Raw genomic sequence first — 13,602 nt, 5'->3', positions numbered from 1 at the left:
AGGAAGCCGTAGCCGGGGTGGATGGCGTCGGCGCCGGACTCGGCGGCCGCGGCCAGCACCTTGGCCTGGTCCAGATAGCTGGCCGCCGGGGTGTCACCGCCCAGCGCATAGGCCTCGTCCGCCGCGCGCACATGAACGGCGTCCCGGTCCGGATCGGCGTAGACGGCTACGCTCGCGATCCCGGCATCCCGGCAGGCACGGGCAACACGGACAGCGATCTCGCCACGATTGGCGATGAGCACCTTCTGCATGCTCTCTCTTCCCTCTTCAGAAGTTACCGTCCGGCGGGGACGGTCACGTTGCTATCCCAGGGCCCGCTTGAGGAAATCCAGTACCACGCTCGCGTAGCCTTCAGGATCGGATTGCAGCCCGAGCAGATGCTCGGCTCCCGGAAGGACGTGCGTCTCGGCCTGGGCATAGCGCTCGGCCAGCGCGTCCACCGAGGAGGGCGGCACGATCGCATCGTGCTCGCCCGACATGAACAAGAGTGGGATCTTGGCGAACTTGCCGGTCGCGGGCGGTGGCCATTGGGCGCGCAGCATGGCGGGCCCCAGGGCGCACAGCGCGCGGGTCACCACGGAACGGGACGGTTCGCCGCTCAGCGCGGGGGGCATCGGCAGCGCCTCCGCCTCCAGGTACTTGCGCAGCAGCGGCGGAACGTCGTGCCCGGGGCCGCTGTCGCACACCAGCGCGTCGAACTCGAACCCGTCGTGGGTCAGCGCCCACATGGCCGAGAAGCAGGAGAAGGAGAAGCCGTAGACGGCGAAGCGTGCCGTGGCGTACCCCTGCTTGCCGCGCAGCCAGGACACCACCGAGGTGACATCGCTCGCGAACCGGTCGCCGAGCCCGAACAGCGCCCGGTCGTCGCTGCTGGCCCCGTGGTTGCGGTGGTCGAACAGGCAGACCGTGTACCCGGCGTCGTGCAGGAACTTGGCGTGGCCGAGGCTGTGGTCCTTGCCCGCGCCCAGACTGTGGCCGAGCACCACGACCTTCTCGGTGGAGCCGGGGCAGAGCCAGGCGTGCACCCGCTTCCGGCGGCCGAACGGGATCTCCAGGTCGGTGCAGGGCAGCCCGTGGTCCCGGGGGTGCTCCCGCTGGGTCCGGTCGCGCGGATGGAAGGCGAGATACGCCAGCTGGGCCCCGTACAGCGGGGCTATCGGCAGCGCCGCGACCGAGAGGGCGCGGGACACCGGCGTGGGTGGCCGCACCGGCGTCCGGGGTGGCTCGGGCATCGGCGTCCTCCGGGAGGGGGTGGAGTGTCCGTCGGCGGTCAGGGCGGTCTCGTCTCGGTCGGTGCCATGCGGTGGGGCAGCGGGGCGGGTACGTCAGGATGACGGCTACGCGGGAGTACGGGCGGTCACCCGCAGCCCCCGGCGTGGCCCTGGTCGCCGGACGGGGCGGCCACGAAGTCCGCGTCGGCCGGGGGCTCGGGGGTGGGCGCTCCGGGGACGCGTGGGGGCGCGTCGCGGGAGCGGACCGCCCCCGCGAACGCCGGGAGCCGGTCCACGCCCCAGTACTTGTCGTAGCCGAGGGTGAAGAACGGCACGCCGAACGCCCCGTCCCGGCTGAGGTCCAGCAGCGCCCGGAGCCCGCGCCCGGCGCGCAGCTCCGGGTCGTCGGCGGCACCGGCCATCCGGTCCGCCACGGCGTTCGGCAGCCCCAGGCCGGTGGCGAGGTCCGCGATGACCCCGCGGTCGCAGATGTCCCGGCCCTCCTGCCAGCGGGCCCGGTAGGTCCGCTCGATGTACGCGGGGCCGCACCCCGCGTCCAGCGCGGGAAAATACGCCAGATGCGGTACTTCCCAGACCGGGTCCCGGTCCACCGGCCAGGTGATGGCGAGGTCACGGTCGGCGGTCAGACGGCGCACGTCCTGAAGGATATAGAGGTGCTTGTCGCGTGACATCGCCGTGTACGGAAAAGAGCGGCCCTGTTCGGCCATACGGCGCTCGCCCTCCGCGTCCGGCTCCCACCAGGGGTGCCATTCCACCACCTGTGCGACATCCGGATAGCGGTCCATCAGATCACGGTAGGCGATCCAGCTGTACGGGCTGCGGAAATTGAAATAGAAGCGCGGCACCCTGCTGCGCCTGGCCGTCATGTCCGTTCCCCCTTCACCGGGACCGTTCGGATCGCTCCGACCGCCACCCGCTCACTCGCTCGCTCAGATCACGATGCCACCGTCGACCTGGAACACCGCCCCGGTCACATACTCCGCCCCGACCAGGTACGCGACCATGTCGGCGACCTCCTCCGGGCGTCCGAAGCGGCGCAGCGGGATGCTCTGCTCCGCCTCCTTGCGCACACTTTCGGACAGTGCAGCCGTCATATCCGTCTCCACGAAGCCCGGCGCGACCACATTGGCCCGGATGCCGTACCGTCCGACCTCCTTGGCGAGCGATTTGGTGAAGCCGATGATCCCGGCCTTGGAGGCCGCGTAATTCGACTGTGCCGCATGGCCGTGCACGCCCGCCACCGAGGAGATGTTGATGATGCATCCGGACTTGCGCTTCATCATGCCGAATACGACCGAACGGCATATGTGGTACGTGCCGTCCAAGTTGACTTCCATGACGCCCCGCCACTCCTCGTCCTTCATCAACAGCAGCGGATTGTCCCGCGCGATGCCCGCGGACACCACCGCCACGTCGATGGGACCGAGCCGGTTCTCGGTGAACGCCACGAGGTCGCGCACCGCGTCCGCGTCCCGTACGTCCGTCTGCCGGCCGACCACCCGGCCGCCGTCGAGCCCCGCCGCCTCGTTCTCCAGGGCGCGGGCCGCGTCGGGGCTGGACTGGTGGCAGAACGCCACGTCGAAACCGTCCCGGGCCAGCCGCAGCACGGTCGCGCGGCCGATGCCCCGGGAGCCGCCGGAGACGAGGGCCACCTTGCTGTGCGCGTCGGACATGGTGTTACGTCACCTCTCCTGCCGGGGCCTTCAGTTCGGCGGCCGGGCGCATCGTCATCACCAGCCGCCCGACGGTGAGCACGGTCGCGTCACCGACCAGGCTCTCCCCCTCGAACATGTACGTCTCCCCGACCTGCCGGGCCAGCCGGACGTGGTGTTCCACCACGTCGCCGGGGAGGACCGGGCGGTGGAATCCGGCGTCGGTGACCCCGCCGAGCAGCATCGCCATGCCGTCCAGCACATCCGGATTGGGCTCCTCCCACGCCACCAGAACCCCCGCCACATGGCACCAGGATTCGAGGAGCACCGTCCAGGGGTAGTGGTAGGCCTCCGCGGGCGCGTCGTCGGGGACGGCCTCGTACCAGGGCTCGTTGCAGGTGACGGCCTTCAGCCCGGAGGCGCGTTCGCCCGGGACCAGCTCGGTGACCCGGTCGACCAGCAGCATGGGGTAGCGGTGCGGCAGCACCCGCTTGATCTCGTCCACGGTGATCATCCGGTGGCCTCCCGTTTCTCGCGAGTGGTGAAGCGCAGCCGCACGCGGGCGGCGAGCCCGCGCTCGGTGGTGGCCTCGGCCCGGCAGCGCCAGTCGCCCGTCGCGTCGTCCCGTGACCAGGTGAACTCGCAGCTCAGGGTGGAGCCGGGGAAGACCGGGCCGAGGAAGCGGGCGGACTCGACCGCCGCCAGGGCGCCGCCCGGTTCGGGCAGCGTGGCGAGGGCGCCGCGCTGGACGTACTCGACGACGCACACCCCGGGGAAGATCGGGAAGCCGGGGAAGTGACCGGCGAACACCTTCTCCGTGCAGCGGATCACGGCCACGCACCGGGCGGGCCGCTCCCCCGGTGCCCCGGGGTCGACCACCTCGACGGTGCCGTCGACAGGTCCGCACGCGGTCGCCGTCACCTCACTTCTCCAGCTTCGAGGCGAGCAGGTCGTGCACCTTCCGCAGGGTGGTGATGCTCTTCATCTCCCGCTCCTCCAGCTTCACCGCGTACTTCTTCTCCAGTTCGACCATGACCTCCAGGGCCATGAGCGAGTCGACGCCGAGGTCCTTGACGAATTCGGCCTCGTCGGTCACCTCCTCCTCTTCGACGTCGAGGACTTCCGCGACGAAGGTGCGCAGTTCGTCGAGGTCCAGGGCGGCGGTGGCGTCGGCCATGGCGGGTTCCTTCCCAAGGTCGGGGGTGTTCAGGGGGTTCGGGGTTCGGCGGGTTCGGCGAGCGCGGCGGGGGACTCGACCGGGACGGTCGTCGCGTCCGCCGCGATCCGGCGGATCATTCCGGTCAGCCGGCGGCCGGGGCCCAGCTCCACGAACCGGGCGCAGCCCAGCTCGTCTTCGAGGGTCCGGACGCTGTCCTCCCAGCGCACCGGGCTGGTGAGCTGGGCGAGTTCGCGGTCCCGCCAGCCCCCGTCGCCGCGGTGGGGGCGCGCGTCCACATTGGCGACGACCGGGGTGTGCGCGGGCGCGAACTCCACGGCGGCCAGCGCCGTACGCAGCTCGTCCGCGGCGGCGGCCATGAGCGGGGTGTGGAACGCGCCGCCGACGGCGAGCCGGATCACCTTGCCCCCGCTCTCGGCGGCCAGGGCGGCGAGCCGGTCGACGCCCTCGGCGGTGCCGGAGACGACGAGGTTGCCGGGCGCGTTGACGCCTGAGACCCAGACCTCCGGGCCCTCCGCCCGCACCCGGCCGGTCAGCGCCTCCACGGCGGCGAGGCCGAGCCGTACGACGGCCGCCATGGTGCCGGGCGAGCGCTCGGCGCAGCGGCGCATGGCGCGGCCCCGGGCGGCGACCAGCCGAGCCGCGCCGGCGAGCGGCAGCGCCCCGGCCGCGTACAGGGCGGTGTACTCGCCGAGGCTGTGCCCGGCGCACCCGGCCACCTCGCCCAGCAGCCCGGCGGTGGCCGCCTCGCGGTGGACGATCACCTGGTACGCGAAGACGGCGAGCTGGGCCAGGTCGGTGCGGCGCAGCGTGTCGTCGTCGGCCGTCAGCAGCAGCTCCCCGACGTCGACGCCGGTGTGCTCGGAGATCTCGTCCGCCAGCGGCCAGGACGCGGTGTCCCGCCACGCCCGGCCCATGCCCGCCTGCTGGGCGCCCTGGCCGGGGAAGACCAGCGCCGTGCGCACGCCCGGCGCGGGCATCTCACTGCCCGTCATACGCGCTCCTCGTGCTCATGGCCGCCTCACCGGGTCCGCAGCAGGGCCGCGCCGACCACGCCGTCCCGGTCGATCGTGGTGACCAGGGCCGGGCTGCCGGGGGCGATCTCGCCGCGCTCGGCGAGCGCGAGGACGGCCGCGATCTGGAAGGCCGCCGAGGCGGCGCAGGTGTCGCCGATCGCGTCGGCCGTCGCCACCCGCAGCGGCCGGTGCCCGCCGAGGACGTCGGCGAGGGCGGCGCGCTCGGCCTCGCCCTCGGCGCCGGGCGCCTGGGCGTCGGCGAGGGCCCGTACGTCGCCGGGTGCGGTGCCGGTACGGTCCAGCAGCCGCCGTACGGCGTCGGCGAGCGCCGTACGGGCCGCCGCCGGGTCCGCGGCGAAGCCGAACTCCACGCCCGCGACGTCGGCGAGCCCGCCGCGGCCGTGTTCGCGGGCCTCGTCGGCGGTCTCCAGCAGCCAGACCGCGGCGCCCTCGCCGAGCACGGCCGTCGCGTCGTCGTCGGCGCGGGTGTGCCACTCCAGCCAGGCGCGGGCGGAGGTGAACTCCTCGACCGCCCCGCACAGCACGGTGCGGGCGCGGCCCGCGCGCTGGAGCCGCAGCGCGTACCGCAGGGTGAGCAGCCCGGCGGCGCGGCCGCCCGCGATGGTGGTGTTGGGGCCCTTGAGTCCGTGCCAGATGGCGGACTGCCCGGCCGCGCAGTTCATGACCGTGTTGGGGAAGCGGGCCGGGTCCACGAAGAAGGGCTTGGCGCCGACGAGCGAGTCGCGGGTGAAGTCCATGATGGACTGGGCGCTTCCGGTGCTGGTGCCGAGCGCGATGCCGGTGTGCTCGCCGACGCCCGGCAGCCGTCCGGCCCCGTCGCCGCCGGCCGTGCCGCGTTCGCCGTTGCGTCCGCCGTCCCGTGAGCCCTCTCGTGCGCCGCCGCGCCCGCCTGCGCTCTCGCCGGACAGCAGATGACGGATCGCGGTGACGGCGAGGCCGGTGACCCGGTCCATGGAGCGGGTGTTCTTGCGGCCGAGGATCTCCCGGATGTGGAAGTCCGGGACGAGGCACGCCTCGCGGAACGGCACCGACCACTCCTCGGGGTCCAGCGGCTTGCCGGTGCCGCGGCCGGACCGCAGCCCGCTGCTGAAGTCCGCGGCCCGCAGCCCCAGGGGCGATACGGCGGTCCAGGCGGAGATGACCGGGCTGACCGCGACGGGAGCGTTGACCATGGGTGCGGATACTCCTTCGGTTGTGGCCCGGGGGCCGGACGGGGTGCTCACAGGAACCACACCTGTTCGTAGGAGGGCCATCGCGCGGCGAGCCCGTGCGCCTCGATCACCTGGACCCCGGGCAGCAGCCGGTCGGCGGCGGTGCGCCCCAGCGCGGTCAGGTCGGGCCGCTCGACCAGCACGGTCACCCCGGCGTCGAGCACCTTCGTGACGGACGCGCGCGGATCGGGCAGGGTGTCCAGGGTGCGCCCGCCGAGGCGCAGCGGCGGCTGGGGGTCGGCGCGCAGGGCGTAGCCGACGGCCGGTCCGCGCAGCGCCAGATGGCAGCCCCCGCCGCTCTGCCGGTGCAGATCGGGGACGACGTAGAGGGCGTCCGCGAACTGGGTCTCGACCGACCCGCGATACGCCTTCTCCATGATCAGGAGCCAGCGCGCACGTTCTTGTACGACCTCGCCCGCCATGGCTCAGCACACCCCCATGACCAGGCTCTTGTCCGCCGCCTTGACGTGTTCGGCGAACAGGAACGGGGACCGCTTGCTGACCTGGGGGATCTGGTCGGCCGCGCCCCGGTCGTCGGCGCAGAAGCGGCAGACGTACCAGTAGAGCCGGTCGGGGTGGTCGGCGAGCAGATCGCGCACGATCAGCGCGGTGGACGGGTGGCGGCGCTCCAGGTCGGTGAGGTCGCGCGGTTTGGTGTCGCCGAGGGCCGCGCTGGTCAGGCCGGTGGCGTCGCCGCAGGTCCAGATCTGCACCCGGGCGCCGCGGTCGAGCAGCGCGGTGGCCAGCCGGAGCGCCGAGGTGACCAGGTCGCTCTGGTGGGGCGCGCCGAAGAGGTTGAGCAGCACATCGGTGGCGGGTATGGGCCGGGCCATCAGTGCCACACCGCCCGCACCTGGGGTTCGAGCAGCTTGGCGGCCACGTCGTCCATCTCCACCATGCGGACGTCGGGGGCCAGGTCGGCGGCGGGCAGGGCCCGTTGGGCGGCCGAGAAGGTGTCCACCCACACCTCGCCGCCGTCGCGCAGGAACGTCTCGATGCCGGGCGCGGCGCCGGGGAGGGCGGCGGTGACCCCGTTCTCGACGAGGAACAGCACCACCCGGTGGCCGTCCCCGGCCAGCCGTGCCGCGTCGCCGACGAAGCGCTCGCACGCGGGCCCGGTCTGCGGGCCGCCGCTCTCGATCAGCAGATGGTCCGTCATGTGAGCAGTTCACCGCCGTCCACGCCGATCACATTGCCGGTGATCCAGGAGGAGTCGGTGCGGGACAGCAGGGAGACGGCCTCGGCGACGTCCTCCGGGCGGGTGAGCCGCCGGTGCGGGTTGAGGTCGCGGGCGTACGCGGCGAGCTGTTCGCTGTCGGGGATGCGCTCCATGGACGGGGTGGGGGTGACCCCGGCGCGCAGCGCGTTGACGGCGATGCCCGAGGGGGCGAGTTCCAGGGCGAGTTGGCGTACGTGGGACTCCAGGGCGGCCTTGGCGGCGGAGACGGCTCCGTAGTGGGGCATGACGCGGGTGCCTCCGGCGGAGGTCATCGCGTACACCTTGGAGCCCCGGCGCAGCAGGCCCGCGGTGAACAGGTCCTGGGTCCAGTAGACGAGGGAGTGCGCCATCACGTCGAGCGTCATGTTCATCTGGCGGGAGGTGACGCTGCCCTCGCCGTCGGGGGTGACGTACGGCAGCAGGGTGCCGAACGCGAGGGAGTGGACCAGGACGCGGATGCCCTTGCCGCCGGTCAGCTGCTCGAACCTCGGCAGCAGCTCCTCGCGGGTGCGGGCGGAGGCGGCGTTGGCGTTGAAGAAGTGCGCCTCGACGCCGTGCGCGCGCATCTCCTCCTGGGCGACCGCCGCCTTCTCCTGTCCCTCGGTGGTGTCGAAGTGGACGCCCAGGATGCCGACGCCCGCGCGGGCCAGCTCGTGGGCGATGGCCAGGCCCATGCCGCTGGAGGCGCCCAGGACCAGGCACCAGGATCCTTCGAGTGAGGTGATCATCGACCGCTCGCCCTCCGTAGTCCGGTCATCGGCTGCTCGCTTCGGCGCCGCCGGACCCGCCCGGGGTGACCAGGCAGACGGCGGTGTTCCCCTCGGCCGCCGCGGTGACGACGGCGTGTGCGTGCTCCGTTGGATGCCGCAGGGCGGCGGCGACGCGTGCCAGCGGCGCCAGGCAGCCCGCGCCCGCCGGGACGCGTTCGATGCCGTCGCCCAGTGCTTCCGCGACCGCCTCGCCGACCGCCTCGCCCACCGGGGAGCCGTCCAGGACGGCGGTGACGGTCAGCGGGGCGCCCGGCCGGTGGCCGAGGGCGGCGAGCGCGTCCCGCAGCGCCTCCGCGGCCGCCCCGGCGCCGTCGGCCGGGGCGGCGGGGCCGGGCGGCAGGAAGAACGTGACGACACCGACGCGCCCGTACGCCCGGCCGCCGCGCTCCGCGACGGCCGCCGCGGGCTCCAGCAGCAGCGCGACGGCACCGGCCTCCGAGGTGTCCGCGCCCGGCTCGCCCTCCGGCAGCGCCTCCTCCGTCGCCCCGGCCAGCAGCCGGGAGGCGCGCCCGGCGGCGACGGCACGGACGCCGGTCTGCAGCGCCTCCAGGGCCGCGACGCGGGGGGTGGTGACGGTGAGGTTGAACCCCTTGAGGTCGTGTTCGGTGGCCAGCCTGCTGCCGAAGAGGTTGATGGAGAAGTAGGGCGCGGTGACCGGGCTCAGCGCCCCGGCGCCGCCCGCCCCGACGACCGTACGGTCCATCGCGTGGTGCAGGGAGACGGCCGCGCTGTTGGTGCCCACCGCAGCGCCGCGGCGCTCGGGTCCGGCCGCCGTCAGCGCGTCCTCGCCCGCGTCGGCGAGGGCGCGCTTGGCGGCGGCCAGCACGTACTGGGAGGCGCTGGGCAGGTACTTGTAGCCGCGGCGGCCCAGCTCGTCGCGGAAGTCGAAGCCGTCCGCGTCCACCTCGCCCACGCCCGTGACCAGGAGATCCATCAGCGGGCCTCCGCGAAGACGAGGGAGATGTTGTTGCCGCCGAAGGCGTAGGCGTTGACCAGCCCGTAGCCGCCGTTCAGCGGGGTGCTGTCCGACGGCAGCGGCACCGCGCACTCCGGATCGGCCGCCCCGACGGGCACGTTCGGCGGCAGCGTGCGGTGGTGCAGCATCAGGGCGGCGGCCAGCGCGGCGAACGCGCCCGCCGCGCCGCCGGTGTGGCCGATGAGCGCCTTCAGGCTGTACAGCGGGGGCGCTGCCGCGCCCAGGACGGTGGTGAGCACCCGGCTCTCCACCACGTCGTTGAGGTCGGTGCCGGTGCCGTGCGGCACCACGAACCCGACCTCGCCCTCCCCCGCCTCGCGCAGCGCCTCGCGCAGCGCGCGCTCGATCTGCCCGCCGCCGGGCTCGGGCGCGGTCGCGTGGTGGGCGTCGCAGCTCCAGCCGCTGCCCGCGAGGCGGGCGTAGCCGGGCCCGGCGCCCCGCGCGCGGGCGTGCGCGGCGGACTCCAGGACCAGGACGGCGGCGCCCTCGCCGAAGACCGTGCCGCGCCGGTCGGCGGCGAACGGGCGGCAGCGCTCGGGGTCGATGGCGCCCAGCCGGTTGAAGCAGGCGAGCGCGACCCGGGAGTACGCCTCGGCGCCGCCCGCGAACACCACGTCCGCCTCGCCCGAGCGGATCAGGTCGGCGGCGACGGACAGCGCGTAACCGCTGGCCGAGCAGGCGTTGCTGACACACATGTTGGGGCCGCGCGCGCCGAGCAGGCCGCCGACCGCCGAGGCGACCGGGAAGACGGGCGCCCAGCGGCCCGTGCCCGGGGCCTCGCCCGTCCACCACGCCTCGTGCAGCTCCGTGTCGCCCATGCCGCTGCTGATCGCGACGGCCACCCGGCGCGGGTCGGCGCTGCCCGGCTCCGCGAGCCCCGCGTCCCGTGCCGCCTCCCGGGCCGCCTCGATCGCGAACCGCGAACCGCGCCCCAGCGGCAGCCCCTCCCACTCCGCGGGCCCCTCCGGCACGTCGGCCCCGGGCACCAGATACATCCGCGGATGGTCCATGTGGGCGAGGGGGTCGGGCACCCGGGACGGGGCGGTGCGCGCGGTGTGCATACCGCGCCAGAAGGCGCCCGCGCCCGTGCCCAGCGGCGACAGCGCCCCCACCCCGGTGACCAGCACGTCGTCCATCAGGTGCCGCTCGGCTTTCCGGCCAGCGCGTCCAGCACCCGCTGGTCGAAGGGGACCAGATGCCAGTCGCGGCGGTTCTCGATCAGCGCGTAGCCGTGCACGATGCCGCCGGTGGCGGTGAGGGTGAGCGCGCCGTCGCGGACCGCGTAGCAGTCCATGCGGGCGGTGTAGGTGAGGTCCTTGAAGATCTCCTCCACCGTGTAGACGGTGTACAGGTCCTCCTCCATCAGCGCCTCGTCGGTGATCCGTATCCAGGAGCGCGGCACGACCGGTATCCATCCGCGCTCGTCCAGCAGCGTCTTGATGGAGATGCCGCGGGACTTCACGAACCGGTCCTTGGCCTCCTCCATCAGCCGCAGATAGCCGGACATCTGCAGCCGCTCGGTGAAGTGGCAGTAGGGGTAGGTGATGTTCCACTTCCAGGCGTGGGCGTTACGGCCCTCCGTGAGCGCCGCCAGTACGGCCCGCTCGTCGCCGTCCGGCACCGCCGGGCGCGGCTCGGGGGGCGCGCCCTCGCCCAGCCGGTCCACCGTGAACCGGCCGAACTCGCCGGGCGGTTCGGCGGCCCCCGTCAGATAGGTGTCGGCGCGCAGCGAGACCCGGACCTTGGCGGTGACGGCCTTGAGCACGGAGCCGTCGCGGACGATCCGCAGGGTCACCCGGAAGTCGAGCGCCGTATCGCCGTCGGAGGTCCGCGGCACCACCTCGGCCTCGGCCTCGTCGTCCAGGTGGAAGGCGTGCAGGATGCGGCTGTCCAGCGCCACGATGTCCAGCCCGAGGCCGTGCTCCTCGTACAGCCGGCGGGCGGGCGCCCCGCTGCGGGCGAAGTGGACCAGCACCGCCTCCTCGATCAGATAGTTGACGTGCTTGAAGCCGATCCAGGTGCAGATGTTGGAGCCCTCGTACCGCGGCCGCAGCCGCACCGTGGTGGTGTCGGCCAACAGGGCCTTCGTCGACGTCGGCGGGGCGGCGGCTCTCATCAGGTGCACTCCAGGGCTGAAATCTCTGACATCGCTGAAACCTCTGGCGTCCGCCGCTCGCCCGGCCCGCGCAGCAGCAGCCCGGCCACGGCGTCCGCCGTGTCGTCGCCGCTGGTGATCAGCGCCTCGCCCGCCCCGGCTTCGGCCCCCGCCGTGCCGAGCCAGCCGACCGCGGCGGCGCACTGGAGGACGCCGAGCGCGCCGGAGGCGCGGCCGACGGCGGTGGTGACGTCGTGCCGCGGTACGGAGGGACGCACCGGTACGTCGGCTGCCGGCTCCTGGTAGCGCTCCGGGGTGAACCAGACGCCCGGTCCGTCGCCGCCCTCCGGCAGCAGCGCCCGGACGCAGCCCGCGAGCCCCGCCCGGCGCTCGTACGGCCCCAGGACGGCGAGGGCGCGCGCCCCGCGCTCCTCCGCCCAGCGCGCGCCCTCGACGACGAGGGCGGCCGCGCCGTCCAGCAGGTCGTCGACGGGCCGGGCGAGCAGGTCCGCCACGACGGCGTTGTGGGTTTCGGCGCCGACCACCAGGGCGCGGCGGACGCGGCCGGCGGCCACGAGCGTCGCGGCCCAGTGGACGGCGTCGAGACCGGACGTCGGCCCGTTGCACAGCATCAGATTGGGGCCGCGCAGCCCGTGCCGGATCGCGACCCAGGAGGCGATCACATTGCTGGAGGCGTTGGGCAGGCTCATGGGGCTCAGGGAGCGGGCCGAACCCTCGGCGATCGCGGCGGCGGTGAGGCAGGCGGTGTCGAGGTTGCCCAGGTTGGAGCTGGCCACCACGCCGACGGTGTCGCCCGGCACGGTCAGATCCTCGGGGGTGTCGGCGCCGTCGGCGGGGACGAGGGCGGCGTCGCGTAACGCGTCGAGCGCGGCGCACAGCGCGAGTTGGGTCGCCCGGTCCTTGTAGCGGTGCCCGCGGCGGCCGATGCGGGCACCGGTGTCGAACGGTTCGGGGGCGTGCCCGGGGGCGCGCGCGCCGCGCAGCAGCGCGTCCGGAGTGTCCGCGCCGGGCAGGGCCAGCCCGACCCCGGAGACGACGACGGCGCCGGGCGCGCGCAGCTCGGTCACCGGTCGGCCCTCTCCACTATGGCGACGGCGTTGACCCCGCCGAACCCGAACGCGTCGATCTGGGCGAACCGCAGGGGCTCCCCGCCGCAGGACTCCCGGACGAAGCGGAAGCCCTTCGCCTCGGGCAGCGGGTCGGTGAGGCCGAGGGTCGGCGGAATCCGGCCCGAGGTCAGCGACTTCAGCGCCACGATCAGGCTGACCAGCCCCGAACTGCCCGAGGTGTGGCCGGTCATGGACTTGATCGCGGTCATCCGCGGCGTCGTGACGTCCGGGCCGAAGACCTCGGCGATGGCGGCCGCCTCGGCGCTGTCGTTGAGCTGCGTACCGGTGCCGTGCAGCAGCACCAGGTCGATGTCGCCGGGGGTGACCCCCGCCCGCTGCTGGGCCTCGTGCACCGCCCGCACGATGCCCCGCGCGTCGGGCGCGGTGACATGGCTCGCGTCGCAGTTCATGCTGACGGCGCGAAGTCTGCCCAGCACGCCGGAGCGCGCGCCGGACTCCTCCCGGCGCAGCACCACCGCTGCGGCGCCGTCACCCATCAGCACCCCGCGGCGCTCCCGGTCGAACGGCCGCACCCGGTCCGGCGGTTCGGCGTTCACCCGGTCCAGCAGCCCGTACATGCTCTCGGTGAGGGTGTCGACCCCGGCCACGATCACGGTGTCCTCGGCGCCGGCGGCCAGCAGGTCGCTGCCGAGCGCCAGCGCGTACAGCGAGGCCGAGCACGCCCCCGCGAAGGTGTGGGTGCGCACCGCGCCGAACCGCTCGCGCAGCGCGGTGCCGAAGTGCAGCCGCGCCCCGGTGTCGAACGGGGTGCCGTCGCGCCAGGCCAGCTCCGCCGAGCGCAGCTCGCGCAGCCCGGTGCCGACGAGGACCGGCACCCCGCTCAAGTCCTCGCCGAGCCCGGCCTGCCGCGCCGCCTCCCCGACGGCGCGCAGCAGCCAGGCGGTGGCCCGGCCGGGCACATCGGCGCCCGGTCCGGGCCGGTCGTCGATCTCGTACGCGTGCCGCCCCCGGTAGCGGCCGGGGTCGAAGCCGCGCAGTTCACCGAGTCCGCTGGTGCCCGCGCACAGGGCCGCGAAGACCTCGTCGACGCCCTCGCCCACGCTCACCACGGCGCCCGCGCCGGTCACCAGCTGACTCATGGT

The 13,602-nt window shown here is 74.1% G+C and carries 18 protein-coding genes; all 18 read right to left on the bottom strand.

Features of this window, described 5'->3' with window-relative positions:
* A partial coding sequence (locus tag ACFZCY_RS32520) for a biotin carboxylase N-terminal domain-containing protein (protein WP_391181301.1) occupies window positions 1-251 on the bottom strand: 251 nt, incomplete at its 3' end.
* A gap of 51 nt (window positions 252-302) precedes the next feature.
* On the bottom strand, window positions 303-1,232 hold the full coding sequence (locus ACFZCY_RS32515) for an alpha/beta fold hydrolase (protein ID WP_391181298.1): 930 nt from the start codon (window positions 1,230-1,232) through the stop codon (window positions 303-305).
* A gap of 125 nt (window positions 1,233-1,357) precedes the next feature.
* A complete protein-coding gene (locus ACFZCY_RS32510) occupies window positions 1,358-2,098 on the bottom strand; it encodes a DsbA family protein (RefSeq protein WP_391181295.1) in 741 nt (246 codons plus the stop codon).
* A gap of 63 nt (window positions 2,099-2,161) precedes the next feature.
* On the bottom strand, window positions 2,162-2,905 hold the full coding sequence (gene fabG / locus ACFZCY_RS32505) for a 3-oxoacyl-ACP reductase FabG (RefSeq protein ID WP_391181292.1): 744 nt from the start codon (window positions 2,903-2,905) through the stop codon (window positions 2,162-2,164).
* A gap of 4 nt (window positions 2,906-2,909) precedes the next feature.
* Window positions 2,910-3,398 carry a 3-hydroxyacyl-ACP dehydratase FabZ family protein gene (locus ACFZCY_RS32500; protein WP_391181290.1) on the bottom strand — a complete coding sequence of 163 codons (489 nt, stop codon included), beginning with the start codon at window positions 3,396-3,398 and terminating at the stop codon, window positions 2,910-2,912.
* On the bottom strand, window positions 3,395-3,805 hold the full coding sequence (locus ACFZCY_RS32495) for a 3-hydroxyacyl-ACP dehydratase FabZ family protein (RefSeq protein WP_391181287.1): 411 nt from the start codon (window positions 3,803-3,805) through the stop codon (window positions 3,395-3,397). The genes ACFZCY_RS32500 and ACFZCY_RS32495 overlap by 4 nt, the downstream gene beginning before the upstream one ends.
* 1 nt (window position 3,806) lies before the next feature.
* Window positions 3,807-4,061: a phosphopantetheine-binding protein gene (locus tag ACFZCY_RS32490; RefSeq protein WP_391181284.1), complete on the bottom strand. Its 255-nt coding sequence runs from the start codon at window positions 4,059-4,061 to the stop codon at window positions 3,807-3,809.
* Window positions 4,062-4,090: 29 nt separating this feature from the next.
* Window positions 4,091-5,056: an acyltransferase domain-containing protein gene (locus tag ACFZCY_RS32485; RefSeq protein ID WP_391181282.1), complete on the bottom strand. Its 966-nt coding sequence runs from the start codon at window positions 5,054-5,056 to the stop codon at window positions 4,091-4,093.
* A 26-nt stretch (window positions 5,057-5,082) separates the two neighbouring features.
* A complete protein-coding gene (locus tag ACFZCY_RS32480; RefSeq protein WP_391181278.1) occupies window positions 5,083-6,270 on the bottom strand; it encodes a beta-ketoacyl synthase N-terminal-like domain-containing protein in 1,188 nt (395 codons plus the stop codon).
* A 47-nt stretch (window positions 6,271-6,317) separates the two neighbouring features.
* A complete protein-coding gene (locus ACFZCY_RS32475) occupies window positions 6,318-6,731 on the bottom strand; it encodes a hypothetical protein (RefSeq protein ID WP_391181276.1) in 414 nt (137 codons plus the stop codon).
* 3 nt (window positions 6,732-6,734) lie between these two features.
* Window positions 6,735-7,142: a hypothetical protein gene (locus ACFZCY_RS32470; protein ID WP_391181273.1), complete on the bottom strand. Its 408-nt coding sequence runs from the start codon at window positions 7,140-7,142 to the stop codon at window positions 6,735-6,737.
* The gene (locus ACFZCY_RS32465; RefSeq protein WP_391181270.1) at window positions 7,142-7,468 is read right to left on the bottom strand and encodes a hypothetical protein; all 327 of its coding nucleotides are present in this window, start codon (window positions 7,466-7,468) and stop codon (window positions 7,142-7,144) included. The genes ACFZCY_RS32470 and ACFZCY_RS32465 overlap by 1 nt, the downstream gene beginning before the upstream one ends.
* Window positions 7,465-8,256, bottom strand: coding sequence for an SDR family oxidoreductase (locus ACFZCY_RS32460; protein WP_391181268.1), 792 nt, complete (start codon window positions 8,254-8,256; stop codon window positions 7,465-7,467). The genes ACFZCY_RS32465 and ACFZCY_RS32460 overlap by 4 nt, the downstream gene beginning before the upstream one ends.
* 25 nt (window positions 8,257-8,281) lie before the next feature.
* Complete coding sequence (locus ACFZCY_RS32455; RefSeq protein WP_391181265.1) at window positions 8,282-9,232, bottom strand: beta-ketoacyl synthase N-terminal-like domain-containing protein; 951 nt, start codon at window positions 9,230-9,232, stop codon at window positions 8,282-8,284.
* Window positions 9,232-10,410 (bottom strand): beta-ketoacyl synthase N-terminal-like domain-containing protein, encoded by a 1,179-nt coding sequence (locus ACFZCY_RS32450; RefSeq protein ID WP_391181262.1) that lies wholly within the window; start codon window positions 10,408-10,410, stop codon window positions 9,232-9,234. The genes ACFZCY_RS32455 and ACFZCY_RS32450 overlap by 1 nt, the downstream gene beginning before the upstream one ends.
* The gene (locus ACFZCY_RS32445; RefSeq protein ID WP_391181259.1) at window positions 10,410-11,390 is read right to left on the bottom strand and encodes a hypothetical protein; all 981 of its coding nucleotides are present in this window, start codon (window positions 11,388-11,390) and stop codon (window positions 10,410-10,412) included. Before ACFZCY_RS32445 ends, ACFZCY_RS32450 begins: the two co-directional genes overlap by 1 nt.
* Complete coding sequence (locus tag ACFZCY_RS32440) at window positions 11,390-12,457, bottom strand: beta-ketoacyl synthase N-terminal-like domain-containing protein (RefSeq protein ID WP_391181256.1); 1,068 nt, start codon at window positions 12,455-12,457, stop codon at window positions 11,390-11,392. The genes ACFZCY_RS32445 and ACFZCY_RS32440 overlap by 1 nt, the downstream gene beginning before the upstream one ends.
* The gene (locus ACFZCY_RS32435) at window positions 12,454-13,599 is read right to left on the bottom strand and encodes a beta-ketoacyl synthase N-terminal-like domain-containing protein (protein ID WP_391181253.1); all 1,146 of its coding nucleotides are present in this window, start codon (window positions 13,597-13,599) and stop codon (window positions 12,454-12,456) included. Before ACFZCY_RS32435 ends, ACFZCY_RS32440 begins: the two co-directional genes overlap by 4 nt.
* Between the last annotated feature and the right edge of the window lie 3 nt (window positions 13,600-13,602).

Origin of the sequence: Streptomyces sp. NPDC007983, from assembly GCF_042958345.1 — a bacterium.
GTDB lineage: Bacteria > Actinomycetota > Actinomycetes > Streptomycetales > Streptomycetaceae > Streptomyces.
The sequence above is the reverse complement of the archived record's forward strand: the minus strand, read 5'-3'. Positions and strand labels throughout refer to the sequence as shown.